Below are 22653 nucleotides of genomic sequence, written 5' to 3'. Positions count from 1 at the left end.
GATGAGCGCCTATATCATTGCCCGGATCACGGTTACGAATCCGCTGGATTATCAATCCTATGCCAGTCAAACCGTGGCGACAGCCGAAAAGTTCGGCGGGCGGTTTCTGGTCAAGGGGGGCGCGCAGCAGGTGCTGGAGGGCAATTGCCCCGACCGGCATGTGATCATCGAATTCCCCGACCGGGCAAGGGCACTGGAGTGGTATGGCTCTGACGCCTATCGCCGCATTTTGCCACTGGCGCTAAACAGCAGTGAGCGTGATATCGTCCTTGTGGACGGTATCTAACTGAAACTACAGGAGAGTTCTACAATGCCTGCCCTCTGGATTGCCCATGTGACCGTGACCGACACCGAGGCCTATGGCCGGTATGCCGCCCTTGCCGGGCCTGCGATTGCCAAGCATGGCGGCGTGTTTATCGCACGCGGCGGGCGGTTCGTGCAGTTGGAGGGCAAGGAGCGGCCGCGCAATGTGGTGGCGCGGTTCCCGACTGTCGAGGATGCCGAGGCGTGTTACCACAGTCCGGAGTATCAAGCGGCGCTTGATCATGCGCGCGGGGCCTCTGAGCGGGAGTTGGTGATCGTCGAGATCACTGAATAGGCTGGACCAGCTGCCGCGTGGCCCTAGCTTTTGCGTCAAAGCAGGAGTGGGCGATGCGGTTTTTACTGACATTTTGGATGATCGTGGCGGGCAGTTTGGCCGGGGCTGCGGATCTGTCTGCACTTAAGGCACCGGGCGTGGTGGCGTTGATGCGGCATGCTTTGGCACCCGGAACGGGTGATCCGGCAGCGTTTCGGCTAAGAGATTGCGCAACGCAACGCAATCTGGATGCGCGGGGGCGGGCGCAGGCGCAAGAGACCGGAGCAGCCTTGCGGGCGGCGGGGGTGACTTTTGATCACGTCTGGTCCAGCCGCTGGTGCCGCGCGCTCGACACAGCGGCGTTGATGGAGATTGGGACGGTGGTGGAACAACCGCCGCTCGATTCCTTTTACGCGGGGCAAGGTGACCCCGAGGGGCAGACCAAGGCGACGTTGCAGATGATCGAAACATTGCCCGAGGCGGCGCGGGTGCTGATCGTGACCCATCAGGTCAATATCACGGCGCTGACCGGCCTTGGTGTCGGATCGGGCGAGATCATTGTGACGCGGCGGGGGGCCAAGGGGCTGATCCCCGTCGGGCGTTATATGATCGCGCCTTGAAACAAAGTCCCCGGCGCGGGGCCGGGGACAATCGTTTTAGTCTTTCTTGGACATGCGCTTGCGCTCATGCGGATCGAGATAGCGTTTGCGCAAGCGGATCGATTGCGGTGTCACCTCGACCAATTCGTCATCGTCGATATAGGCGATGGCCTCTTCCAGGCTCATGGTGATGGGCGTGGTCAGGCGCACGGCCTCGTCAGTGCCCGAGGCGCGCACGTTGGTCAGCTTTTTGCCCTTGAGGGGGTTCACCTCGAGATCGTTGTCGCGGCTGTGCTCGCCGATGATCATGCCGGTATAGACCTTGGCCTGTGCGCCAAGGAACATGCGGCCGCGCTCTTCGAGGTTCCAGAGGGCGTAGGCAACCGCCTCGCCATTCTCCATTGAAATGAGAACGCCCGCGCGGCGACCGGGGATCGGGCCGCGATGGGGCGCCCAAGAGTTGAACACACGGTTGAGCACGCCTGTACCGCGCGTGTCGGTCAGGAATTCGCCATGATAGCCGATGAGGCCGCGCGACGGCACATGGGCGATGATGCGCGTTTTTCCGGCACCCGAGGGCTTCATTTCGACCAGATCGCCACGACGCGGGCCGGTGATTTTCTCGATCACGGCGCCGGTGTATTCGTCGTCCACGTCAATCGTGACTTCTTCGATCGGTTCCAGACGTTCGCCCTTGTCACCTTCGCGCATCAGAACCTGCGGGCGCGAAATGCTGAGTTCAAAGCCTTCGCGGCGCATATTCTCGATCAGAACGCCCATCTGCAATTCGCCGCGCCCGGCCACCTCAAAGGCGTCACCGCCGGGGGTGTCGGTGACTTTGATGGCGACGTTTGATTCGGCCTCTTTCATCAGGCGTTCGCGGATCACCCGGCTTTGGACTTTTTTGCCTTCGCGCCCGGCGAGGGGGCTGTCGTTGATGCCGAAGGTCACGGTGATGGTGGGCGGATCAATCGGCTGTGCTTCGATCGGCTCTTCGACGGCGAGGGCGCAGATCGTATCGGCCACAGTTGCCTTGGACATGCCCGCGAGGCTGACGATATCGCCGGCTGTCGCCTCGTCGATGTCTTGGCTGGAAAGGCCGCGGAACGCTTGAATGCGGGTCACGCGGAACTGTTCGATTTTCTGGCCGATGCGGCTCAGGGCTTGCACGGTCTGGCCCACCTTGAGGCGGCCTGATTCGACGCGGCCTGTCAGCAGACGACCAACGAAGGGGTCGGCACCAAGCGTGGTGGCCAACATGCGAAAATCTTCGTCGATATGGGCGAGTTGTTTCGGCGCGGGCACGTGGTTGACGATCAGGTCAAAGAGCGCCGAAAGATCCTTGCGCGGGCCTTCAAGATCGTGATCGGCCCAACCGGCGCGGCCCGAGGCATACATATGCGGGAAATCGAGCTGATCGTCATTCGCATCGAGCGAGGCGAAAAGATCGAAACATTCGTTGAGCGCGCGGTCAGGCTCTGCATCGGGTTTGTCGACCTTGTTGAGCACGACAATGGGGCGCAGCCCGAGGCGCAGTGCCTTGGAGGTTACGAATTTCGTTTGCGGCATCGGGCCTTCGGCGGCATCGACAAGCAAAACGACACCATCGACCATGGACAGGATCCGCTCTACCTCGCCACCGAAATCGGCGTGGCCGGGGGTGTCGACGATGTTGATGCGGGTCTTTTTATAAAGAACGCTGGTGGGTTTGGCGAAGATGGTGATGCCGCGCTCGCGTTCCAGATCATTGCTGTCCATGGCGCGTTCATCGACGGCCTGATTGGCGCGAAAGGCACCGGATTGTTTCAGCAATTGGTCGACGAGCGTGGTCTTGCCGTGGTCGACGTGGGCGATGATGGCGATATTGCGCAGATCCATGGGGTGTAGCTGTCCTGACATTGTTCGCCTGCGCCCTATACGCCGCGACGCGGAAAGACCAGAGGCAAAGCATCCCTCGGGCCGGATCATGCCGCGTGGTTGTGTCGCTTTGGGAACAGGGGGGTGACACGGGGCAGGGCCAGCATACTCGGACCAAGGCGTTGTGCCAAGGCACCGCTGCCCAGTTTGAGGCAGGCAAGGCGGGGGGATTGCGCGGTGTCGGCGGGGCCCTGGATCGGAGATTTACCGGTTCCTGCGCCCGATCAGAGCGCAGGAACCGGCGAGGGCGCGTTAAAGGCAGCGCATCAGAACGGGATTTCGTCATCCATATCGCGCGCGGGGCGCGACCCACCGTCGCTTGATGCGGGGGCCGGGGAAGAGCCGTAGTCGCCGCCATAATCGCCGCCGTAGCCCTGATCCTGACCGCCGCCATAGCTGCCGCCGCCGCCGCCACTGGCCCCGCCTTCGCCACGCCCATCAAGCATGACGAGGGTTGCATCAAAGCCTTGCAGCACGATTTCGGTGCTGTACTTGTCCTGACCGGACTGATCCTGCCATTTGCGGGTTTGCAGCTTGCCCTCCAAATAAACCTTGGAGCCTTTGCGCAGATACTGCTCGGCCACGCGCACCAACCCTTCGGAGAAGATGGCGACGGTGTGCCATTCGGTGCGCTCGCGGCGTTCGCCGCTGTTGCGATCCTTCCACGTTTCGGAGGTGGCGATGCGCAGGTTGCACACCTTGCCGCCGTTCTGAAAGGTCCGGACCTCGGGGTCGCGGCCCAGATTGCCGATGAGAATTACCTTGTTAACAGAGCCGGACATCGCGCCCTCCTTGAATCATGCCGTGGTTCGCGTCTGACGGTTACACCACCGCATCGGCGTGAAGGAAAGGTTAAAATTGTCGGTAAATACGACGAAAGCTGCTGATCCGGGGCCAAGGGGCAAAAGAAGTCTCGAATTTTCGAAATTATTGCATATAGTGCGGCCAAAGTGGTGGATGAGGGCAGGACAGTAATGCGGTGGATCGCAAGCGCGCTTGTGGCCTTTGGGCTGATTGTTCCGGGTGTCTCAGAGGCGGATGTTCTGTCGAGCAAGAGCCGGGTCAGCCTGTTCAAATCTCAGACCAAGGTTCTCGATAACCGCGCGCGCCAGCAATACAACAATTCTGTGCGGCTTCAGCCAGAGCGGGTCAAGACGCCGACGATGTGGGATGATCTGTCCCCGGCGTTCCGGGGGGCCTATCGCGGGCCATATCTTGATTTGGCCAAGCAGGCGGCGCGGCGGTATCAGGTGCCTGAGGATTTGTTTTTGCGGTTGGTGCAGCAGGAATCCGGCTGGCGGGCGGATGCACGCTCGCACAAGGGGGCGATTGGGCTTGCGCAGCTGATGCCCGATACGGCGCGGATTCTAGGTGTCAATCCACATGATCCGCGTGAAAACCTAGAAGGTGGCGCACGCTATCTGGCGGAGCAGTACCGCACGTTTGGGTCGTGGCGTCTGGCGCTTGCGGCCTATAACGCGGGGCCGGGGGCAGTGTCGAAATACGGCGGGGTGCCGCCGTTTAAAGAGACGCGCAATTACGTCAAGGTGATCTTGGGCAGCTGATCCTGTGCGCAGTCAGGCGGCAAAACCGATCCGGTAGAGGTGAATCTCGTTGGCGGGATGTTTTTCGGCATTCACCACTTGGCCGTTGTGATGGTTGAAAAGCGCGCGCCAATAGGGCTGAATGATCACGCCCTCGTCGCGCAGGATGGTTTGTAGCTGTTCCATCACCGTGCGGCGGCGGTCGGCATCGCTCAGGCGGTTGGCCTCATCGAGCAGGGCATCGAATTTCTCATCCGCAAAGCCGCTTTCGTTCCAGGCGGCGTTAGAGCGATAGGCAAGGCTGAGCACCTGCACATCAAGCGGGCGGTGGTTCCACTGTGTTGCGGAAAACGGAAATTCGCGCCAATTGGACCAAAATTCCGGGCCGGGCAGGATGCGGCGGCGCACGGTAAGGCCAGCGTCACGCAATTGCGCCGCGACCGCGTCGCCGGTGTTGCGCTGCCATTCGTCATCGACGGTGACTAGCTCGTGCTCAAAGCCCAAAAGCCCTGCCGCCTCGATGGTCGCGCGGGCCTGCGCGGGGTCATAGGGGGCTGGGCCGATATCGGCATAGGCGGGATGAATCGGGCTGACATGGTGATTGGCCGCTACCGTGCCGCGCCCGCCATAGCCCAGTTCAAGACAGATTTCGTTATCGACAGCGAGCGCCATGGCGCGGCGAATGTCGCGGTTGAGATAGGGGTTGGTGCCAACCATGCGCGCAGATTGTGAGGCGCGGATCACGGTTGTGGCGGCGGTTTCGGTGCGGGTGCTGGCCCAGCCAATCCCGTCCATCGCATCAATGAAATCGCCGACTGTTTCATAGAGAAGGTCAATCTCTCCGCGTTCCGCAGCGCCAAGCCAAGCCGAAGGGTTAAGGCCAAGGTCCACGAACTCTACCCGGTCAAGATAGGGCCCGCCAAACACTTCGGTGCCCCACCAGCGATGCTCGGGATGGCGTTCGAGAATGCACCGTTCGCCGGGAATAAGGCTGACGGGGCGGAACGGGCCGGTGCCGATGCCATTGAGGAACGGATCACCGCCGTCATAGCTTTCGTGCACAAGGGCGGCGGGATAATCGGCCATATTGGCGATGACCGAGATATCAGGTTGCGAGAGGCTGAGCACAAGGGTCAGATCATCAAGCACGGTGATGGCATCCTTGCGCGCCTGACCGGTATCGGGGTCGATCAGCCCTGCAAAGCGGCCAGCCATTGAATTGCGCTCGGCCGTGGTGTCGCACCAGCGGGCGATGTTTCGGGCAACATCCCGCGCTGTAAAGGGATCGCCGTTGTTCCATGTCACATTGGCGCGCAGGTGCAGCAAATAGCGGGTGGCGTCCTCATTCACCTGCCAATTGTCGAGCAGCATGCCGGTAAAGGTGCCGTCGCTTTGGTATTCGACAAGATATTCCAGAAACCCGCGCGTTTGGTTGCCCAGTTCGCTCCAGTCATAGCTGCGCGGATCGCTTAGGGGTTTTACATTCTGCTGGATACGCAGGGTGCCGCCCTGAGCGATGGCGGGCTTTGCGTGCAAAGGTTGGCTGAGACCACCCAGCGCATAGGCTGCACCGGCGCTGAGACCCAAGGCCGTGGCGCGCGTCAGGAATTCGCGCCGCTGCATCCTGCCTGCGCGCAGGGCCTGCGCATCGCAAAGGGTGGCGGAGTGCGGAACGGGGGGGATTTGGCGCGGCATCAGGGGCTTTCGGTCTATGCGAGGCAGTCTGTTCTGCTTCATTAGATAATGCGCGTGCTCAAAGCGCAACCCGCTGCACGATATCGTGCACGCTCAGTGTGCTGCAGCCATCGGTTTGCGTGTGGTCGCGGCCTGACGCAGCGCCGATGGGGTAACGCCCGTGTGTTGCAGGATGAAGCGCGAGAAATAGGCGGCGCTGCCAAAGCCCAAGCTGGCAGCAATCTGGCCAATGGGCAGCTCGCCCGCTTCGAGCATGTCGCGGGCGGCGTGCAGGCTGCGTTCTGTCAGCAGGTCAGCGGCGGTCAGGCCGGAGGCCTGTTTGCACACGCGCGTCAGATGGGTTGGCGTGACGCCCAGCGCGCGCGCATAGACCGCCATGGCACGCCCGCTGGTGAAATCGCGGGCCACAAGGGCCGCATAGGCCTGCATGAGCCGGGTGCTGGAATTGGGCCGCTCTTGCGGTCCTTGGGCAATCATGGCGCGACGCAGCCAGACGGTCAGCATCCGCGCCTGTGCGTTAAGCGCCTCGTCCATGAACTCGCGGCGGGCGGATTGCTCGCGCTGCATCGCCTCGAGAATGGCGGTGAGTTCATTTTGGCTGGTAACATCGCGGATGCGCAGATGTTGCGCGTGATCCGGCATCAAGATGGGACCACCCGCAGGCAGGATGCAGACCAGACCAAAGCCGGTCTTACCTAGATCAAGGGAAAACATCGACCCTGCGGGAATGGCCAGCGCATTATGCACGCCGATACCGCGTCGCACCCCATCGACAATGGCGATTCCCTGCCCACGGGTGATCCAGATGAGCGCGTGATCGGGGCATGTGTGCTGAAGCGTGAGGTGCCAATCGGTGCCCCGCGCCCATTGCGCCACGGTCTTGATCTCGGCATGTGGCATTCTGCGTGACCTCAAAAGTCGGGTTTTGGCAAGTATTGCACGTCAAATATGGCAAGTCAGGGGACAAAGTCTGAAAAATCTAAATAATGGGCCTGTTTCGGCGGTGCTATGCCCAAAGCCTGAGCAGGCTTGTGATTGACGGGTGACAGCATCTGTGTATAAAATGAACAAGTGTTCAATAAAACCGTTTCGAGGGAGGAAGCGCGATGTTCAATGCGGTCATGCAGTTTGATCTGGGCGAGGATGTGAACGCCCTGCGTGAGATGGTGCATCGCTGGGCGCAGGAGCGGGTCAAGCCGATGGCGGCTGAGGTGGACCGCAGCAACGCCTTTCCCAATGCGCTCTGGCAAGAGATGGGGGATCTGGGCCTTCTTGGGATCACCGTGCCCGAGGAATACGGCGGGGCCGGGATGAGCTATCTTGCGCATGTGATCGCGGTTGAGGAAATCGCGCGGGCCTCTGCCTCAGTTTCGCTGAGCTATGGCGCGCATTCCAACCTCTGTGTGAACCAGATCAAGCTGAACGGCACAGAAGCGCAGAAGCGGAAATATCTGCCCGGTCTGGTGAGTGGTGCGCATGTGGGTGCGCTGGCCATGTCGGAGGCGGGTGCGGGCAGCGACGTAGTGAGCATGAAGCTGCGCGCCGAAAAGCGCAATGACCGCTATGTTCTGAATGGCACGAAATACTGGATCACCAACGGGCCGGATGCCGATACTTTGGTGGTCTATGCCAAAACCGATCCGGAGGCGGGCAGCAAGGGGATTACCGCCTTTCTGATTGAGAAGACGATGACCGGGTTCAGCACATCGCCGCATTTCGACAAGCTGGGGATGCGGGGCAGCAATACGGCCGAGTTGATCTTTGACGATGTGGAAGTGCCGTTCGAGAATGTGCTGGGCGAAGAGGGGCGCGGCGTGCGCGTGCTCATGTCGGGCCTTGATTATGAGCGGGTCGTCTTGGCGGGGATCGGGACGGGCATCATGGCGGCCTGTCTGGACGAGATCATGCCCTATCTGGCGGAGCGCAAGCAGTTTGGCCAGCCGATCGGGAATTTTCAGCTCATGCAGGGCAAGATTGCGGATATGTACACGGCGATGAATTCGGCGCGCGCCTATGTCTATGAGGTGGCCAAGGCCTGTGACCGGGGCGATGTGACCCGGCAGGATGCGGCGGCCTGTTGTCTTTATGCCAGTGAGCAGGCGATGGTGCAGGCGCATCAGGCGGTTCAGGCGATGGGTGGGGCCGGGTTTTTGGCTGATGCGCCGGTGGCGCGCCTGTTCCGGGATGCCAAGCTGATGGAGATCGGGGCGGGCACGTCGGAAATCCGGCGCATGTTGGTGGGCCGCGAGTTGATGGGAGCGATGGCATGAGAGCGATCATCTTCGCCGCATTGATGCTGCCGGTTCCTGCCATGGCGCAGGACCTTATCTTTGATATCGCGCCGGTCGCGGCCTGTTTGCAATCGGGTGGTGGCGAGGAGTGCGCAGGCATCGCCGCAGAGGCGTGTATCAACGCCACTCCCGGCGGCTATTCCACTGTGGGCATGGGCGCCTGCACGGAGTACGAGCGGGCCGCTTGGGATGGCTGGCTGAATGAGGTGTATCAGGCGCTGTCCACGAAATTTAAGGCACAGGATGCCGAGGCCCCGCCCTATGCTCCAAAGCAGGCCGACGCCTTGCGCGAGATGCAGCGGGCGTGGATCGGGTTCCGCGATGCGAAATGCAGCTATGTCGCGTCGCAATGGGGGGGCGGCACGGGGGCGGGACCGGCCTCGGTCAGTTGTCATCTGCATGAGACCGCGCGCCAGATGCTCTATCTGCAATCGAGCCAATTGGGGGAATGATCCCATGCCGCGCCGTCTGTTCTTTGTGCCGGTGCTGGCGCTGATTGCGGCGGTGGCTGGCATCGGGCTTTTGCTCGGGGGGCGGGCGGTGTTGACGACCGAGACCGCGGTGATCGAGCGGGTCGCCGCCCGGTATCTGGAAGAGGCGGGGCAAGGGGCGTTGCGCAGCGATTGCGCCGCGCGCCCGGCAACGAGCGCCGATCTGTGGTTGGTGGTGGTGTGCGGGCGCTATGAATATTTCGTCGATGCCTATGGGCGGGTGGCGCATGTGAATGTGGCGGAGGTCACATCATGAACGGGATGCGCCCTTTGCTGCGGTCAGCGCCCTACGCGCAGCTTTGTGATGGGTTCCGGTGGAGCATCCCGGCGCGGCTGAACATGGCGGCGCAGGTCTGTGACAGTTGGGCCGAGGCAGAGCCTGCGCGTGTGGCGATCATTGATCTGTCCGGCGAGGGGCCGCGTGATGTGACGTATGGCGCGCTGCGCATCATGGCGGATGGGCTGGCGCATATTTTGGTGGCGCGCGGAGTGCAGCGCGGCGACCGGGTGGGCGTGCTGCGCAGTCAAGGCGGGTGGTGTGCTGTGGCGCATATTGCGATCTGGAAGATCGGCGCGATTTCGATCCCGCTCTTCAAGCTCTTCAAGGAGGATGCGCTGGTCAGCCGGGTGGGCGATGCGGGGGCCAAGGTGGTTGTGACCGATGTCGAAGGTGCCGCGATGCTGCGCGCCTTGCCGGGGGTGACACCGCTTATACCTGAGCATAGGGCACTGCCTGAGGGACGATTCGCAACCGTGGACACAGGGGCCGAAGAGCCCGCCGTGCTGATCTATACCAGCGGCACCACGGGCAGCCCCAAGGGTGCGCTGCATGCGCACCGCGTGCTGACCGGGCATTTGCCCGGCGTCGAGATGAGCCATGATTTTCTGGGTCAACCCGGCGATTGTCTTTGGACGCCTGCGGATTGGGCGTGGATCGGTGGGCTGTTTGATGTGCTGATGCCGGGCTTGGCGATTGGTGTGCCGGTGGTGGCGGCGCGGATGGCCAAGTTCTCGCCCGAAGACTGCGCGAGAATCATATCGCAAGGCTCTGTTAAAAATGTGTTTTTTCCGCCCACTGCGCTGCGGATGCTCAGGGCTGCTGAGGCGCGCATCGCGGGCCTGCGCAGTGTTGCCAGCGGCGGCGAGCCGCTCGGGGCAGAAATGCTGGAGTGGGGGCGCCGCGCCTTTGGCGTGACCATCAACGAATTTTACGGCCAGACCGAATGCAATATGGTGGGCACGTCTTGTGCGGCGCTCTTTCCGGCAGTGCCGGGCAGTCTGGGCCACGCGGTGCCGGGGCATGATGTGGCGGTGATTGATGCCAACGGCTGCGTCACAGAGGGCGAGGGCGAGATTGCGGTGCGGCGTGGTTCCGCCTCGATGATGCTGGAGTATTGGCAAAGACCGCGTGAGACAGCAGAGAAATTCCGTGGGGATTGGTTGCTGACCGGCGACCGAGGGGTGATCGAGGGCGGGCATATCCGCTTTGTGGGCCGCGAGGACGATGTGATCACGAGTGCGGGCTATCGGATTGGACCAGCGGAGATCGAAGATTGTCTGCTGACCCATCCGGCTGTGGCGACCGTGGGCGTGGTGGGCAAGCCCTGTGCCCTGCGCACCGAAATTGTCAAAGCCTATGTGGTCTTGAAACCGGGCCACGCACCGTCCGAGGCGCTGACGCGGGCGCTACAGGATCACGTCAAAGGGCGGTTGGCGGGCTATTCCTATCCGCGCGAGATTGTCTTTCTCGACGCGCTGCCCATGACCGTGACCGGCAAGGTCATCCGCAAGGACCTGAAGGCGCGGGCCGTGGCGGAGGGGCAGACGTGATGCGCGTTGATCATGAAAAAAGGGCTGGCGTATGTGCCAGCCCTCAGTGTCCGATCCAATTTGGGAGGGGATCAGAATTTCATCACATAGGCGACGTTGAAGACCCACGGGTCGATCTTGACCTTGCCGATCTGCGCGCCGCCAACTTTGACGTCGGTTTCGATGTCGATGTAGCGCACATCAAGACGCACAGCGGATTTCTCGCTGATGGCGTAATCGGCACCTGCGTGCAGCGCGAGACCCCAAGAGTCGTCGAGGTCAAGCGAGACACCGGCCAGCGGACCTTTGCCTTTTTCATCGAAGAAGTAGGTGTAGTTGACGCCGACGCCGACGAAGGGGGTGAAGGCGCTGGAATTGGTGAAGTGGTATTGCAGCGAGAGGGTCGGCGGCAGGTGCTTGACCTCGCCAACCTGACCGGCACCGGCGAGGTCGACGTCATGCTCGAAGGGCAGCGAGGCCAAAAGCTCGATGCCAACATTCTTGGCAATGAAGTATTCCACCGTGATCGTCGGGCTGAGCGCGCCATCGGCGCTCACGCGGCCCACGGCAGTTGTCGTGGCGCTATCGGGTTCGATCCAGCCAAGACCGAGGCCGAGCAGGAAGTCGCCCTTTTCCTGGGCGAAGGCCGGAACTGCCGCAGAGGCAAGCAGAGCCGAAAGGGTGAGGGCGGTAAAATGTTTCATGGTCTGTCCACTCTTGTTCTTACAAGGGGCGGTATGCGCGCATTCGACTCGGAAAACTTTGATATGGGTCAAGTTGGCCCTTGGCCGCGAGGGCGCGGTATATTTGCAACAATCGTGCCAAGGCAGGGAGAGGCTCTATGCGTTTGACATCATCGGTTCTGACGGGGTCTGAGGCGTTCAAGGCCAATCGGGCCGGGCATCTGGAGGCGTTGCGCGTGGTGCGCGAGGCTGCCGAGTGGGCGGCGGCGGGGGGCGGTGCGCAGGCCCGCGAGCGGCATGTGTCACGCGGCAAGATGCTGCCCCGCGACCGGGTGGCGGGATTGCTTGATCCCGGCAGCCCGTTTCTAGAGGTGGGGGCCACGGCGGCGCATGGGCTTTATGAGGGCGCTGCCCCCTGTGCGGGCGTGATTGCCGGCGTCGGGCGCGTCATGGGGCGCGAGGTGATGGTGGTGTGCAATGACGCCACTGTGAAGGGCGGCACCTATTATCCCATGACGGTCAAGAAGCACCTGCGCGCGCAGGAGATCGCCGAGGAATGCCATCTACCTTGCGTCTATCTGGTAGATAGCGGCGGTGCCAACCTGCCCAATCAGGATGAGGTTTTCCCGGACCGCGACCATTTTGGACGGATTTTCTACAATCAGGCGCGGATGAGCGCGAAAGGCATCGCGCAAATCGCGGTTGTGATGGGCAGTTGCACCGCCGGTGGTGCCTATGTGCCTGCGATGTCGGATGTCACCATCATCGTGCGCGATCAGGGGACGATCTTTTTGGCTGGACCACCGTTGGTCAAGGCGGCAACCGGCGAGGTTGTCACCGCCGAGGATCTGGGCGGCGGTGATGTGCATACGCGCCTTTCGGGTGTGGCGGATTATCTGGCCGAGGATGACGGGCATGCGCTGGCATTGGCGCGGCAGGCGGTTGGATCGTTGGGCAAAGCGAATGCGCCGACCCTGCGTTGGGAGGCGTCAGAGCCGCCGGCCTATGACCCCGAGGACTTGCTGGGCGTCGTGCCTGCTGATCTGCGCACGCCCTATGACATCCGCGAGGTGATCGCGCGCGTCGTCGATGGCTCGCGTCTGGATGAGTTCAAGGCGCGGTTCGGCGAGACGCTGGTCACGGGCTTTGCCCATATCAAGGGCTGTCCAGTGGGGATCATAGCCAATAATGGCGTCTTGTTCTCAGAGGCTGCCCAAAAGGGTGCGCATTTCGTAGAATTGTGCAGCCAGCGGCGTATACCCCTGATCTTTTTGCAAAATATCACCGGTTTCATGGTGGGTCGCAAATATGAGAACGAGGGCATCGCGCGTCACGGGGCCAAGATGGTGACGGCTGTAGCGACGACCTCTGTGCCCAAGATCACCATGGTGGTGGGCGGCAGCTTTGGCGCGGGCAATTACGGCATGGCGGGGCGCGCCTATCAGCCACGCTTCATGTGGTCCTGGCCGAATTCCCGCATTTCGGTGATGGGGGGCGAACAGGCGGCGGGGGTGCTGGCCACGGTCAAGCGGGACGCCATCGAGCGCAAGGGGGGCACGTGGTCGGCCGAGGACGAGGCCGAGTTCAAGCGCCCCACGGTCGAGATGTTCGAGCGGCAGGCGCATCCGCTTTATGCATCGGCGCGGCTATGGGATGATGGGATCGTGGACCCGCGCAAAAGCCGCGATGTGCTGGCGCTGTCCTTGCGCGCGGCGCTCAACGCCCCGGTGGAAGAAACGCGCTTTGGCGTGTTTCGGATGTGAGGGGGCAAGCCGTGGAATTTGGGTATTTGAAGACCGATGACGGTGGGGTTCAGGCTTGCTAAACGCGCCCAAAATTGAGGATCGTAATGGGCTTGATGGTAGTTGCGATCTATATCTCGACAGCGTTTTTGTTACGCGCTGTCGTTGCTCATTAGATTTCGGATTAGGCGAGTTTTTATTGGAAGATCCGGTGGCTGACAGTATCAGCTACGAGTTCTCGAGCTTGTCGATCAAAAATGCCGAATTTGTTACGCAAACCGGTGTTTTGAAAGCAGGTGATATCAAAGTCTCTTTCGCCCGCTATAGTCCATCAAGTGGTGGTTTTAGCGTCGATGACACGGTTCTGAACAGGACCTTAGATACAGTGCGCTTAGCACCAGTTTGGCGCATGGTCTGCAACCAAGAAATTACCCTAAGAACACAGCAAGAGTGCGACGAGGTTTATCTGCGTCCAGGATACAAGCGCTTTTGTGTAAATTTAAGTGACGAAATCGTTCTGAAGAGTTTTGCCAAAGGTATAACCTTCATCTCAAGAGGAGCTCTTGGCAACTTGCACCGAGTTGCGCTCGAAATCGCCTTGGGAGGACCAACGAAAGTATTCGCGAAACAGAGCCGCTATGATCTCTCAATTTTTTTGAACGAGTGGCGATCAGAGACCATATATCGGTCTTTTTTCGACAGTTCAAAAGGCGGGGTCTTTAACGAAGAATTGCAAGCCTCTGGACTGAAAGAAGTCTTTCAGAAAGCTGTCTCCTATCAGGAGCGCCAGTCTGACAAAGGAGAGAACTTTCGGTTTGCGGTAAAGGCTTTCATAGACGCGCGCAGCGCCTGTGCAAGTTACACCATCCAAATGCTTGCCGCACTTCAGTTTCTGGAGTGGCTTGATGGGGAAACAACAATGAAACCCCACAAAATGGCTGAAAAATTCGGCATCCCACCAAAAGCTGCAAAAGCAATACTGATTTTGCGAAATGAGTTTTTTCATAACCCGAAACAGAAGGCATCAAACGTCAATCTTTTACTGAGTGTGGAAAAGGCAGGTGAAGCGTTCGAGGCTTGCGGTATTGATATTCAAGGTCTTGGCGGCGGAAGCCGTAACTCTGCAGTTCTGAACTATGTCGTGTCGTTGGCAGGCTACCTTTTGATGCGAGAGATTGGAGCTGATGTGGTGCCGACGTTTTTTATTCCGGGACATGGGGAATACACACCATGAGGAGAAACATACATGTTTGAACGTATCTTGATCGCGAACCGGGGAGAGATTGCCTGTCGGATCATGCGCACGGCGCGGGCGATGGGCGTCGAGGTGGTGGCGGTCTATTCCGACGCGGACCGGGATGCGGCGCATGTGGCGTTGGCGGACCGCGCGGTATGGATCGGCGGCGCGGCCCCGGCGGAGAGTTATTTGCGCGGTGAGGCACTCATTGCGGCGGCGCTGGAAGCTGGGGCTGAGGCCATTCATCCGGGCTATGGGTTTCTGAGTGAGAACCCCGATTTTGTTGAGGCGGTCGCGGCGGCGGGGCTGGTCTTTATCGGGCCGTCGGCGCGGGCCATTCGGGCGATGGGCCTCAAGGATGCCGCGAAAGTGCTGATGGAGCAGGCGGGCGTGCCGGTGGTGCCGGGCTATCACGGGGCCAATCAGGACCCCGAGCATCTGGCCGGGGCGGCGGAGGCCATCGGCTATCCGGTGCTGATCAAGGCCGTGGCGGGCGGCGGCGGCAAGGGCATGCGTCTGGTCGAGCAACCCGAGCACTTTGCCGATGCTCTGGAAAGTGCGCAGGGCGAGGCGCGCACGGCGTTTGGCAATGCCGCCGTGCTGATCGAGAAATACATCCAGAAGCCCCGGCATATCGAGGTGCAGGTGTTTGGCGATGGCAGCCGCGCGGTGCATCTTTTTGAGCGGGACTGCTCGCTGCAACGGCGGCATCAGAAGGTGATCGAAGAGGCCCCCGCGCCCGGCATGACCGAGGCGATGCGCGCGGCGATGGGACAGGCAGCAGTGCGCGCGGCAGAGGCGATTGGCTATAGTGGGGCGGGCACGGTCGAGTTTATCGTCGATGGGTCTGACGGGCTGCGCGCCGACCGGTTCTGGTTCATGGAGATGAACACCCGGTTGCAGGTCGAGCATCCGGTGACCGAGGCGATCACCGGCGTCGATCTGGTCGAATGGCAATTGCGGGTGGCGGCCGGTGAGGGGCTGCCCGCGCAGCAAGAGGAACTGACGATCAACGGCCATGCCTTTGAGGCGCGGCTTTATGCCGAGGATGTACCGAAGGGGTTTTTGCCCGCGACTGGGCGGCTGACGCATCTGAAGTTTCCGGCGCTGGCCCGCGCCGATAGTGGCGTGCGGGCGGGCGATGAGATCAGCCCTTGGTATGATCCGATGATCGCCAAAGTGATCACCCATGGCCCGACGCGCGCTGTGGCGTTGCGGCGTCTATCGGCAGCACTGGAAGGCACAGAAGTGGCGGGCACGGTCACGAACCTTGGGTTTCTGGGGGCCTTGGCGCGGCATGCGGGCTTTGCCGGAGGGCAGGTTGATACCAGGCTGATCGCGCGCGATATCGAGACATTGGTGGTGGTGCCTGAGGCGGGGCCGCAGCATTTGGCCTTGGCCGCACTGGCGGGGCTGGGGCTGCTGGAGGGCGCGCCGTCTGATGCGGGCTTTGTTCTATGGGCCCCGCTGGAGCGTGAGGTGCGATTGATCCATGGCGGTGCAGAGATCGTGGTGCGGGTGGCCACGCAGGGCGCTGCGGCGCATGATCTGCAGGTTGCTGACGTGCGGGTCGAGGCGCGGCATGTGGGCGGCAGTTGGCGGCTGGATGGTCAGCCTGCACCGGCAGTGGCGGTCGATGGCCACCGGATCACGGTATTCGCACGCTATGGGCTGGTCTTTGATCTGGTTGATCCCTTGGCGCGGGAGGGGGCCGCCGGGGGTGATGCCACGTTGATCGAGGCCCCGATGCCGGGGCTGGTCAAGGCGGTCTATGCCACGCCGGGGCAGGCGGTGGTGAAGGGCGACCGGCTGGCGGTGCTGGAGGCGATGAAGATGGAACACAGCCTTTTGGCCGCGCGCGATGGTGTGGTGGCCGAGGTGCTGGTTGCGCCCGGGGATCAAGTCAGCGCCGGGGCGGCGTTGGTGCGGCTGGAGGAGGAGGCCGCATGATCCGGCTTCATCATGTGCCGCTGGCGCGGTCGCTGCGGGTCATGTGGCTTTTGGAGGAGCTGGGGCTGGACTATCAGGTCGCGTATTATTCGATCCGCGACGGCTCGATGCGCAGCGCGGAGTTTCTGGCGCTGTCGCCTGCCGGTCGCGTGCCGGTACTGGAGCATCAGGGCGCAGTCTGGTTCGAGAGCGGCGCGATTGTGCAGCTTTTGTGCGAGACCTATCCAGAGGCTGGCTTGATGCCTGCGCTAGGGAGTGCGGAACGGGCGCGGTGTCTGGAGATTTTCGGCTATGCCGAAACGGTGGGGTGTCTTTTGGAAAACCTTAATCTCAATCAGGTCTTTTTGCGCCCGCCCGCGCAGCCCGCGCCGGTGGTGGTCAAGCTGCTGAATGCCCGCCTGCGCGCCAGCCTTGCGGCGATGGAGGCGCGGATGGAGGGGGAGTATCTGTTGCCTTCCGGCTTTTCGGCGGCGGATGTGATGTTTGCCTATGGGTTTGAATTGGCGCGATATTACGTTGATCTGGACGCGTATCCGCGCCTTATGGCCTATTGGGCACGATTGCGCGCGCGGCCTGCCTATGTGCGGGCCAAGGCGCGGGACGGGGTGCAGGATCTCTATACCCAAGAGTTTTATCCGGTGCCGGAGGGGGCATGATGGGCGCGCGTGTCGAGATTTTCGAAGTTGGTCCGCGAGACGGGTTGCAGAACGAGGCGCGGCACATTCCCACGCGAGACAAGATCGCGCTGGTGGATTGTCTAAGCGATGCGGGCTTTGCGCGGATCGAAGTGGCAAGTTTCGTCAGCCCCAAATGGGTGCCGCAGATGGCGGATTCGGGCGAGGTGCTGCGTGGTATTCGGCGCGCGCCGGGGGTGCGCTATGCAGCGCTTGCACCGAATATGCGCGGGCTTCACGATGCGCTGGAGGCCGGGGCAGATGAGGTGGCGATCTTTGGTTCTGCGTCAGAGGGGTTCTCGCGTGCTAATATCAACGCCACGATTGACGAAAGCCTTGCGCGGTTCGCGCCGGTAATGGCGGCGGCGGGGGCCGAAGGGCTGCGGGTGCGGGGCTATGTCTCTTGTGTGGTCGAGTGCCCCTATGACGGGCCGGTGGCCCCGTCCGAAGTGGCGCGGGTGGCCGAGGCGCTGTGGGCGATGGGGTGTTACGAGATCAGCCTTGGCGACACCATCGGGCGCGGCAGCCCCGAGGCGGTTGCCGCGATGCTGGCGGCGGTTGCCGAGGTGGTGCCGGTGGAGCGTTTGGCGGGGCATTTCCACGATACGTCGGGCCGCGCCCTTGAGAATATCGAGGTGGCCTTGGCGCAGGGGGTGCGGGTGTTCGATGCGGCTGTGGGCGGTCTTGGGGGGTGTCCCTATGCGCCGGGTGCGGCGGGAAATGTGGCCACTGAAGCCGTTCATGCGCGGCTTGCGGCGCTTGGGTATGAGACGGGGCTGGATGCGGGTGTGTTGGCGCGGGCGGCAGATATGGCGCGGGCGATGCGCGGTGCGGGGCAAGGCTCGTGACAAGGGGATGGCGATGAGCGAGACGATCAGCATTGAAAGAGACGCGCGGGGGGTGGCAACCCTTACGCTGGCGCGGGAAGACAAGCATAATGCCCTGTCGGCGCAGATGATTGCGGAATTGCATGAGGCCGCCGAAGCACTGGGTGCGGATGACGGCGTGCGGGTTGTTGTTCTGGCGGCGCGCGGCAAGACATTTTGCGCAGGGGGCGATCTGGGCTGGATGCGCGATCAGTTCGACGCCGAACCGGTGCAGCGCGGGCGTGAGGCCGCCAAGCTTGCGCAGATGCTGCGCGCGCTCGATTCGATGCCCAAGCCATTGATTGGCCGGGTGCAGGGGAATGCCTTTGGCGGAGGTATCGGCCTGATGAGCGTTTGCGATGTGGCGATTGGGGCGGATCACGCGCTGATGGCGCTGACCGAGACGCGTCTTGGGCTGATCCCGGCCACGATTGGCCCTTATGTGGTGGCGCGGATGGGGGCGGCCCGCGCGCGGCGCGTTTTCATGTCTGGCCGCCGGTTCGATGCCGCCGAGGCGGTGCAGCTTGGCCTATTGGCGCGGGCGGTGCCCGAAGCGGACCTAGAGGCCGCTGTTGAGGCGGAAGTGGCGCCCTATCTTGACTGCGCGCCGGGTGCTGTTGGGCAGGCCAAGGCGTTGGTGCGCGCGCTTGGTCCGCGCATAGACGAGGATACGATTGCCATGACGATCAGCGCGCTGACGGACTGCTGGGAAGGGGCGGAGGCACGCGAAGGCATCGGGGCTTTTTTCGAGCGACGCAAACCGCACTGGCAGGGCTGAGTCGCGCGGATTTGCCGCGTTCCGGCATGTGAAAACGCTGTTCTGCGGGGTTTTCTGGGCTTATTCGGCATACCGTCGCATGCAAAACGCGAAATTCCGGCGTTTGGGGGGGGCAAACCTGCGCGCGCTCGGTTGACCCCTGACCGGGGCGGGTTTAAACCCGGCGTAGTCATGCAGCCATCTTGATGCGCCGATCCATGCGCATGAAAGGAGCCACCTCGTGGAAGAGATGCTGAGGGAATACCTTCCCATCCTCGTTTTCCTGGCCGTTGCCATTGGATTGGGCCTTGTTCTGATCCTCGCCGCCGTTGTTCTGGCCGTGCGCAACCCCGATCCCGAAAAGGTCAGCGCGTATGAATGCGGCTTTAACGCCTTTGACGATGCGCGGATGAAGTTCGACGTGCGATTCTACCTCGTGTCGATCCTGTTCATCATTTTTGACCTCGAAATTGCGCTGCTGTTTCCATGGGCTGTCGCGTTTCAGGATCTGAGCATGACGGCGTTCTGGTCGATGATGGTATTTCTGGCCGTGCTGACAGCCGGGTTTGCCTATGAATGGCGCAAAGGAGCGATGGAATGGCAGTGATGACGGGTGCCCATACCGCAGGGCCGGATCGCGAGGTTGCAACGCAAGCGCTTAATGCCGAGTTGCAGGACAAAGGTTTTCTGCTGACCTCGACCGAGGATATCATCAATTGGGCGCGCACAGGGTCGTTGCACTGGATGACCTTTGGTCTGGCCTGCTGCGCGGTCGAGATGATGCACACTGCCATGCCGCGCTATGATGTGGAGCGCTTTGGCTTTGCGCCGCGCGCCAGCCCACGTCAATCGGATGTAATGATCGTGGCGGGAACGCTGACCAACAAGATGGCCCCGGCGCTGCGCAAGGTCTATGACCAGATGCCCGAGCCGCGGTATGTGATCTCGATGGGTTCCTGTGCCAATGGCGGCGGCTATTACCACTACAGCTATAGCGTTGTGCGCGGCTGCGACCGCATCGTGCCGGTTGATATCTATGTGCCGGGTTGCCCGCCGACCGCCGAGGCGCTGGTTTACGGTATCCTGCAATTGCAACGCAAGATTCGCCGCACGGGGACAATTGTCAGATGAGCGCAACACTCAAGGAACTTGGCGGCTATATCGAGCATAAGCGCGGCGATTGTGTGCTGGGCTGGGATGTCGCCTTTGGCGAATTGACGGTGGATGTGGCGCTGAACCATATTGATGGGTTGGCGGAGTTTCTGAAAACCGACCAGAACTGTGCCTTTTCCACGCTGGTGGATATTACGGCGGTGGATTACCCCGACCGGGCCAAGCGGTTCGATGTCGTCTATCATTTCCTCAGCATGTATCAGAACCACCGCATCCGTTTGCGCGTGGCTGTGCGTGATGAAGATATGGTGCCCTCGATCACCGAGGCCTATCCGGCGGCCAATTGGTTCGAGCGCGAAGTGTTTGATATGTTTGGGATCCTCTTTTCTGGCCACCCGGATTTGCGGCGTATCCTGACCGATTACGGGTTTCGCGGGCATCCGCTGCGCAAGGATTTCCCGACTACGGGCTATACCGAAGTGCGCTATGACGAGGTGCAAAAGCGCGTGGTTTATGAGCCTGTGAGCCTGGTGCAGGAATACCGGCAGTTCGATTTCATGAGCCCGTGGGAGGGTGCCGAATACATCCTGCCCGGTGATGAGAAGGGGGCGAAGTGATGGACGGCAGCAAAGGTTTCGATGACGCCCTGACCGGCGAGCAGAAGATCCGCAATTTCAACATCAACTTTGGCCCGCAACACCCTGCAGCACATGGCGTTTTGCGTCTGGTGCTGGAGCTGGACGGCGAGTTGGTGGAGCGCTGTGATCCGCATATCGGCCTGCTGCATCGCGGCACCGAAAAGCTGATGGAGAGCCGCACCTATCTGCAAAACCTGCCTTATTTTGACCGGCTGGATTATGTGGCGCCGATGAATCAGGAACATGCCTGGTGTCTGGCCATCGAAAAGCTGACAGGGGTCGAGGTGCCGCGCCGGGCAAGCCTTATTCGGGTGCTGTATTGCGAGATTGGGCGCGTTCTTAATCACCTGTTGAACGTCACCACGCAGGCGATGGATGTGGGCGCGCTGACGCCGCCGCTCTGGGGCTTTGAAGAGCGCGAAAAGCTGATGGTGTTCTATGAGCGGGCCTGCGGCGCGCGTTTGCACGCGGCCTATTTTCGCCCCGGTGGCGTGCATCAGGATCTGCCGCCGGCGTTGATCGACGATATCGAGACCTGGGCCAATGAATTCCCCCGCGTGCTGGATGATATCGACGGGCTTTTGACCGAAAACCGCATCTTCAAGCAGCGCAATGCTGATATTGGCATTATCAGCCAGCAAGAGGCGCTTGATTGGGGCTTTAGCGGTGTGATGGTGCGCGGGTCTGGCATGGCGTGGGATTTGCGCCGCGCGCAGCCCTATGAGTGCTATGACGAGTTCGATTTCCTCATTCCGGTGGGCAAGAATGGCGACTGCTATGATCGCTATCTGTGCCGGATGGAAGAAATGCGCCAATCCCTGCGGATCATCCATCAGGCGATTGCCAAATTGCGCGCGCCCGAGGGGCAGGGCGATATTCTGGCGCGGGGCAAGATCACCCCGCCTGCGCGCGCTGAGATGAAGCGCTCGATGGAAGCGCTTATTCACCACTTCAAGCTCTATACCGAAGGCTTCCGTGTGCCTGAGGGCGAGGTTTATGCCGCTGTCGAGGCCCCCAAGGGTGAGTTTGGCGTGTATCTGGTCGCGGATGGCACCAACCGCCCCTACCGCGCCAAGCTGCGCGCGCCGGGCTTCTTGCATTTGCAGGCGATGGATCATGTCGCCAAAGGGCATCAACTGGCCGATGTGGCGGCGATCATCGGGACGATGGACGTCGTCTTTGGGGAGATCGACCGGTAATGAGCTGGGCGAGCCTTGCCATAGCGCTTTCGGGCGCGGGAGTGCTGGTGACGGGGGCGTTGGCAGCCCTGTTCCTGCGCGACCCGGTGGCAGGCATGGTGGCAACAAGCCATCGCGCCGAGCAACTGCCGCAGGTGATGGCCAATCGCTATGTGGCAATGCTGGTGCTGGCGGTCGGGGCGACTGTGTACGGGGATTTAAAGGTGATCGCGCTTCTTTTCGCGGCGTTCGCCTATATGGCGTTTCATGATTCCTGGATCTACGCCCGTGCGGGGCAGGCGGTGAGCAAACACATCGGCGCGGGAATCGCAGCTTTGATCGTGTTCGGTGTAACGGTTTTGGCGATTGGGCAGGGATCATGAGCGGTTTTGATACGCTGACGGTTTGCGCGCCGGTCGCTGATTTCGCGGGTGCGCGTGGCGCGCGTGCCGGTCAGCTATCGCCCTCTCAGCCCAGCAAGAGGGTACCAGAGGCCGGGTTGGTCGACACGGGGCTGCATCTGGTCATCGGCAGGATTTTCCAAGAGGGGGAGGTGGTGACGAACACCAACGATACCTTCGTCTCGATTTCACAAGAGGTGTGTGCCCTATGATCATGGTGCGTCTTGCGGCACTGGCCGCGTTTGGAGTTCTGGCCGGATGTGCCCTGCCGCCAGAGGGTGTGGGCGCAGAGGGTATTGCCCGTTATGATGCGGCCGCAAAATCCTTGGGCTGCCGCCTTGTGACCGAGCCAGACTATCTGGCTGCTGAAATCCAGACCGGGTTGGAGCGGCAGCAACTGCTTGACATCACCGCCTATAAACTGTCCTCGGGCGGAGCCGTTCGGCTGCCTGATGGGGGCGTGAAACTGACTACAGGAGCCTGTGCCTGAG

General features: G+C 61.5%; 26 protein-coding genes. 21 read left to right on the top strand and 5 right to left on the bottom strand.

The annotated features are described in order from the left end of the window. The first annotated feature begins 1 nt into the window (after position 1). From RAK1035_RS15285 to RAK1035_RS15275, 3 genes are read left to right on the top strand one after another with little or no spacing between them, the layout of a single operon-like run. Positions 2-286 (top strand): DUF1330 domain-containing protein, encoded by a 285-nt coding sequence (locus RAK1035_RS15285; protein ID WP_008281023.1) that lies wholly within the window; start codon positions 2-4, stop codon positions 284-286. 24 nt (positions 287-310) lie between these two features. Next, entirely contained in the window at positions 311-598 is a 288-nt protein-coding gene (locus tag RAK1035_RS15280) for a DUF1330 domain-containing protein (RefSeq protein ID WP_008281022.1), read from the top strand. Positions 599-651: 53 nt separating this feature from the next. Beyond that, on the top strand, positions 652-1197 hold the full coding sequence (locus RAK1035_RS15275) for a histidine phosphatase family protein (RefSeq protein WP_008281020.1): 546 nt from the start codon (positions 652-654) through the stop codon (positions 1195-1197). A gap of 36 nt (positions 1198-1233) precedes the next feature. Here RAK1035_RS15275 and typA read toward each other — a convergent pair whose 3' ends face one another. Together typA and RAK1035_RS15265 are read right to left on the bottom strand one after the other, a co-directional pair. Further along, entirely contained in the window at positions 1234-3054 is a 1821-nt protein-coding gene (typA, locus tag RAK1035_RS15270; protein ID WP_008281019.1) for a translational GTPase TypA, read from the bottom strand. Positions 3055-3359: 305 nt separating this feature from the next. Then, positions 3360-3875, bottom strand: coding sequence for a single-stranded DNA-binding protein (locus tag RAK1035_RS15265; protein WP_008281018.1), 516 nt, complete (start codon positions 3873-3875; stop codon positions 3360-3362). Between the two features lie 192 nt (positions 3876-4067). Here RAK1035_RS15265 and RAK1035_RS15260 point away from each other — a divergent pair, with 192 nt between their 5' ends. Then, positions 4068-4658: a lytic transglycosylase domain-containing protein gene (locus RAK1035_RS15260; RefSeq protein ID WP_008281017.1), complete on the top strand. Its 591-nt coding sequence runs from the start codon at positions 4068-4070 to the stop codon at positions 4656-4658. 12 nt (positions 4659-4670) lie between these two features. Here the strand turns inward: RAK1035_RS15260 and RAK1035_RS15255 are convergent, their stop codons facing one another. Both RAK1035_RS15255 and RAK1035_RS15250 read right to left on the bottom strand, forming a co-directional pair. Then, complete coding sequence (locus RAK1035_RS15255) at positions 4671-6332, bottom strand: ABC transporter substrate-binding protein (protein ID WP_037297647.1); 1662 nt, start codon at positions 6330-6332, stop codon at positions 4671-4673. Positions 6333-6425: 93 nt separating this feature from the next. Then, complete coding sequence (locus tag RAK1035_RS15250) at positions 6426-7232, bottom strand: helix-turn-helix transcriptional regulator (protein ID WP_008281015.1); 807 nt, start codon at positions 7230-7232, stop codon at positions 6426-6428. Between the two features lie 206 nt (positions 7233-7438). On the opposite strand from RAK1035_RS15250, the gene RAK1035_RS15245 reads away from it, so the two are divergent. Genes RAK1035_RS15245 through RAK1035_RS15230 form a run of 4 tightly spaced genes read left to right on the top strand, consistent with a single transcriptional unit; the run spans position 7439 to position 10944 of the window. Then, positions 7439-8602, top strand: a complete 1164-nt coding sequence (locus RAK1035_RS15245) for an isovaleryl-CoA dehydrogenase (protein ID WP_008281014.1) — start codon at positions 7439-7441, stop codon at positions 8600-8602. After that, positions 8599-9075 (top strand): lysozyme inhibitor LprI family protein, encoded by a 477-nt coding sequence (locus RAK1035_RS15240; RefSeq protein ID WP_008281013.1) that lies wholly within the window; start codon positions 8599-8601, stop codon positions 9073-9075. Before RAK1035_RS15245 ends, RAK1035_RS15240 begins: the two co-directional genes overlap by 4 nt. 4 nt (positions 9076-9079) lie before the next feature. Then, entirely contained in the window at positions 9080-9370 is a 291-nt protein-coding gene (locus tag RAK1035_RS15235; protein WP_008281012.1) for a hypothetical protein, read from the top strand. Next, positions 9367-10944: an AMP-binding protein gene (locus RAK1035_RS15230; protein ID WP_008281011.1), complete on the top strand. Its 1578-nt coding sequence runs from the start codon at positions 9367-9369 to the stop codon at positions 10942-10944. The genes RAK1035_RS15235 and RAK1035_RS15230 overlap by 4 nt, the downstream gene beginning before the upstream one ends. 71 nt (positions 10945-11015) lie before the next feature. On the opposite strand, the gene RAK1035_RS15225 is transcribed toward RAK1035_RS15230, so the two are convergent. Next, complete coding sequence (locus RAK1035_RS15225; protein WP_008281010.1) at positions 11016-11627, bottom strand: OmpW/AlkL family protein; 612 nt, start codon at positions 11625-11627, stop codon at positions 11016-11018. A gap of 137 nt (positions 11628-11764) precedes the next feature. Here RAK1035_RS15225 and RAK1035_RS15220 point away from each other — a divergent pair, with 137 nt between their 5' ends. The 13 genes from RAK1035_RS15220 (at position 11765) to RAK1035_RS15160 (ending at position 22652) form a co-directional block, all read left to right on the top strand. Further along, entirely contained in the window at positions 11765-13369 is a 1605-nt protein-coding gene (locus RAK1035_RS15220; RefSeq protein ID WP_008281009.1) for a carboxyl transferase domain-containing protein, read from the top strand. A gap of 55 nt (positions 13370-13424) precedes the next feature. After that, entirely contained in the window at positions 13425-14582 is a 1158-nt protein-coding gene (locus tag RAK1035_RS15215; RefSeq protein ID WP_157132403.1) for a hypothetical protein, read from the top strand. 12 nt (positions 14583-14594) lie between these two features. After that, entirely contained in the window at positions 14595-16535 is a 1941-nt protein-coding gene (locus RAK1035_RS15210; protein WP_008281007.1) for an acetyl/propionyl/methylcrotonyl-CoA carboxylase subunit alpha, read from the top strand. Continuing rightward, entirely contained in the window at positions 16532-17191 is a 660-nt protein-coding gene (locus RAK1035_RS15205) for a glutathione S-transferase family protein (RefSeq protein WP_008281006.1), read from the top strand. The genes RAK1035_RS15210 and RAK1035_RS15205 overlap by 4 nt, the downstream gene beginning before the upstream one ends. Beyond that, positions 17191-18057 (top strand): hydroxymethylglutaryl-CoA lyase, encoded by an 867-nt coding sequence (locus RAK1035_RS15200; protein WP_037297640.1) that lies wholly within the window; start codon positions 17191-17193, stop codon positions 18055-18057. The genes RAK1035_RS15205 and RAK1035_RS15200 overlap by 1 nt, the downstream gene beginning before the upstream one ends. 13 nt (positions 18058-18070) lie before the next feature. Next, positions 18071-18853 (top strand): crotonase/enoyl-CoA hydratase family protein, encoded by a 783-nt coding sequence (locus tag RAK1035_RS15195; protein WP_037297637.1) that lies wholly within the window; start codon positions 18071-18073, stop codon positions 18851-18853. 220 nt (positions 18854-19073) lie between these two features. Next, positions 19074-19439: an NADH-quinone oxidoreductase subunit A gene (locus RAK1035_RS15190; RefSeq protein ID WP_037297635.1), complete on the top strand. Its 366-nt coding sequence runs from the start codon at positions 19074-19076 to the stop codon at positions 19437-19439. Next, positions 19430-19963 (top strand): NuoB/complex I 20 kDa subunit family protein, encoded by a 534-nt coding sequence (locus RAK1035_RS15185; protein ID WP_008281002.1) that lies wholly within the window; start codon positions 19430-19432, stop codon positions 19961-19963. The genes RAK1035_RS15190 and RAK1035_RS15185 overlap by 10 nt, the downstream gene beginning before the upstream one ends. Beyond that, positions 19960-20562: an NADH-quinone oxidoreductase subunit C gene (locus tag RAK1035_RS15180; protein ID WP_008281001.1), complete on the top strand. Its 603-nt coding sequence runs from the start codon at positions 19960-19962 to the stop codon at positions 20560-20562. Before RAK1035_RS15185 ends, RAK1035_RS15180 begins: the two co-directional genes overlap by 4 nt. Further along, the gene (locus RAK1035_RS15175) at positions 20562-21782 is read left to right on the top strand and encodes an NADH-quinone oxidoreductase subunit D (RefSeq protein WP_008281000.1); all 1221 of its coding nucleotides are present in this window, start codon (positions 20562-20564) and stop codon (positions 21780-21782) included. The genes RAK1035_RS15180 and RAK1035_RS15175 overlap by 1 nt, the downstream gene beginning before the upstream one ends. After that, the gene (locus tag RAK1035_RS15170; protein ID WP_008280999.1) at positions 21782-22144 is read left to right on the top strand and encodes a hypothetical protein; all 363 of its coding nucleotides are present in this window, start codon (positions 21782-21784) and stop codon (positions 22142-22144) included. The genes RAK1035_RS15175 and RAK1035_RS15170 overlap by 1 nt, the downstream gene beginning before the upstream one ends. Then, positions 22141-22374: a hypothetical protein gene (locus RAK1035_RS15165; RefSeq protein WP_008280998.1), complete on the top strand. Its 234-nt coding sequence runs from the start codon at positions 22141-22143 to the stop codon at positions 22372-22374. The genes RAK1035_RS15170 and RAK1035_RS15165 overlap by 4 nt, the downstream gene beginning before the upstream one ends. Beyond that, positions 22371-22652, top strand: a complete 282-nt coding sequence (locus tag RAK1035_RS15160) for a hypothetical protein (RefSeq protein ID WP_008280997.1) — start codon at positions 22371-22373, stop codon at positions 22650-22652. The genes RAK1035_RS15165 and RAK1035_RS15160 overlap by 4 nt, the downstream gene beginning before the upstream one ends. Position 22653: the final 1 nt, after the last annotated feature.

This window comes from Roseovarius sp. AK1035, assembly GCF_003288315.1.
In the GTDB taxonomy this organism is placed as follows: Bacteria; Pseudomonadota; Alphaproteobacteria; order Rhodobacterales; family Rhodobacteraceae; genus Roseovarius; species Roseovarius mucosus_A.
Note: the sequence above shows the minus strand (reverse complement) of the source record. Positions and strands in the feature narration are given on the sequence as shown.

Coding starts and splice junctions, on each gene's coding strand:
- RAK1035_RS15285 (WP_008281023.1), top strand. CDS start 2: ATGAGCGCCTATATCATTGCCCGGATCACGGTTACGAATCCGCTGGAT.
- RAK1035_RS15280 (WP_008281022.1), top strand. CDS start 311: ATGCCTGCCCTCTGGATTGCCCATGTGACCGTGACCGACACCGAGGCC.
- RAK1035_RS15275 (WP_008281020.1), top strand. CDS start 652: ATGCGGTTTTTACTGACATTTTGGATGATCGTGGCGGGCAGTTTGGCC.
- typA (WP_008281019.1), bottom strand. CDS start 3,054: ATGGATCTGCGCAATATCGCCATCATCGCCCACGTCGACCACGGCAAG.
- RAK1035_RS15265 (WP_008281018.1), bottom strand. CDS start 3,875: ATGTCCGGCTCTGTTAACAAGGTAATTCTCATCGGCAATCTGGGCCGC.
- RAK1035_RS15260 (WP_008281017.1), top strand. CDS start 4,068: ATGCGGTGGATCGCAAGCGCGCTTGTGGCCTTTGGGCTGATTGTTCCG.
- RAK1035_RS15255 (WP_037297647.1), bottom strand. CDS start 6,332: ATGCCGCGCCAAATCCCCCCCGTTCCGCACTCCGCCACCCTTTGCGAT.
- RAK1035_RS15250 (WP_008281015.1), bottom strand. CDS start 7,232: ATGCCACATGCCGAGATCAAGACCGTGGCGCAATGGGCGCGGGGCACC.
- RAK1035_RS15245 (WP_008281014.1), top strand. CDS start 7,439: ATGTTCAATGCGGTCATGCAGTTTGATCTGGGCGAGGATGTGAACGCC.
- RAK1035_RS15240 (WP_008281013.1), top strand. CDS start 8,599: ATGAGAGCGATCATCTTCGCCGCATTGATGCTGCCGGTTCCTGCCATG.
- RAK1035_RS15235 (WP_008281012.1), top strand. CDS start 9,080: ATGCCGCGCCGTCTGTTCTTTGTGCCGGTGCTGGCGCTGATTGCGGCG.
- RAK1035_RS15230 (WP_008281011.1), top strand. CDS start 9,367: ATGAACGGGATGCGCCCTTTGCTGCGGTCAGCGCCCTACGCGCAGCTT.
- RAK1035_RS15225 (WP_008281010.1), bottom strand. CDS start 11,627: ATGAAACATTTTACCGCCCTCACCCTTTCGGCTCTGCTTGCCTCTGCG.
- RAK1035_RS15220 (WP_008281009.1), top strand. CDS start 11,765: ATGCGTTTGACATCATCGGTTCTGACGGGGTCTGAGGCGTTCAAGGCC.
- RAK1035_RS15210 (WP_008281007.1), top strand. CDS start 14,595: ATGTTTGAACGTATCTTGATCGCGAACCGGGGAGAGATTGCCTGTCGG.
- RAK1035_RS15205 (WP_008281006.1), top strand. CDS start 16,532: ATGATCCGGCTTCATCATGTGCCGCTGGCGCGGTCGCTGCGGGTCATG.
- RAK1035_RS15200 (WP_037297640.1), top strand. CDS start 17,191: ATGGGCGCGCGTGTCGAGATTTTCGAAGTTGGTCCGCGAGACGGGTTG.
- RAK1035_RS15195 (WP_037297637.1), top strand. CDS start 18,071: ATGAGCGAGACGATCAGCATTGAAAGAGACGCGCGGGGGGTGGCAACC.
- RAK1035_RS15185 (WP_008281002.1), top strand. CDS start 19,430: ATGGCAGTGATGACGGGTGCCCATACCGCAGGGCCGGATCGCGAGGTT.
- RAK1035_RS15180 (WP_008281001.1), top strand. CDS start 19,960: ATGAGCGCAACACTCAAGGAACTTGGCGGCTATATCGAGCATAAGCGC.
- RAK1035_RS15175 (WP_008281000.1), top strand. CDS start 20,562: ATGGACGGCAGCAAAGGTTTCGATGACGCCCTGACCGGCGAGCAGAAG.
- RAK1035_RS15170 (WP_008280999.1), top strand. CDS start 21,782: ATGAGCTGGGCGAGCCTTGCCATAGCGCTTTCGGGCGCGGGAGTGCTG.
- RAK1035_RS15165 (WP_008280998.1), top strand. CDS start 22,141: ATGAGCGGTTTTGATACGCTGACGGTTTGCGCGCCGGTCGCTGATTTC.
- RAK1035_RS15160 (WP_008280997.1), top strand. CDS start 22,371: ATGATCATGGTGCGTCTTGCGGCACTGGCCGCGTTTGGAGTTCTGGCC.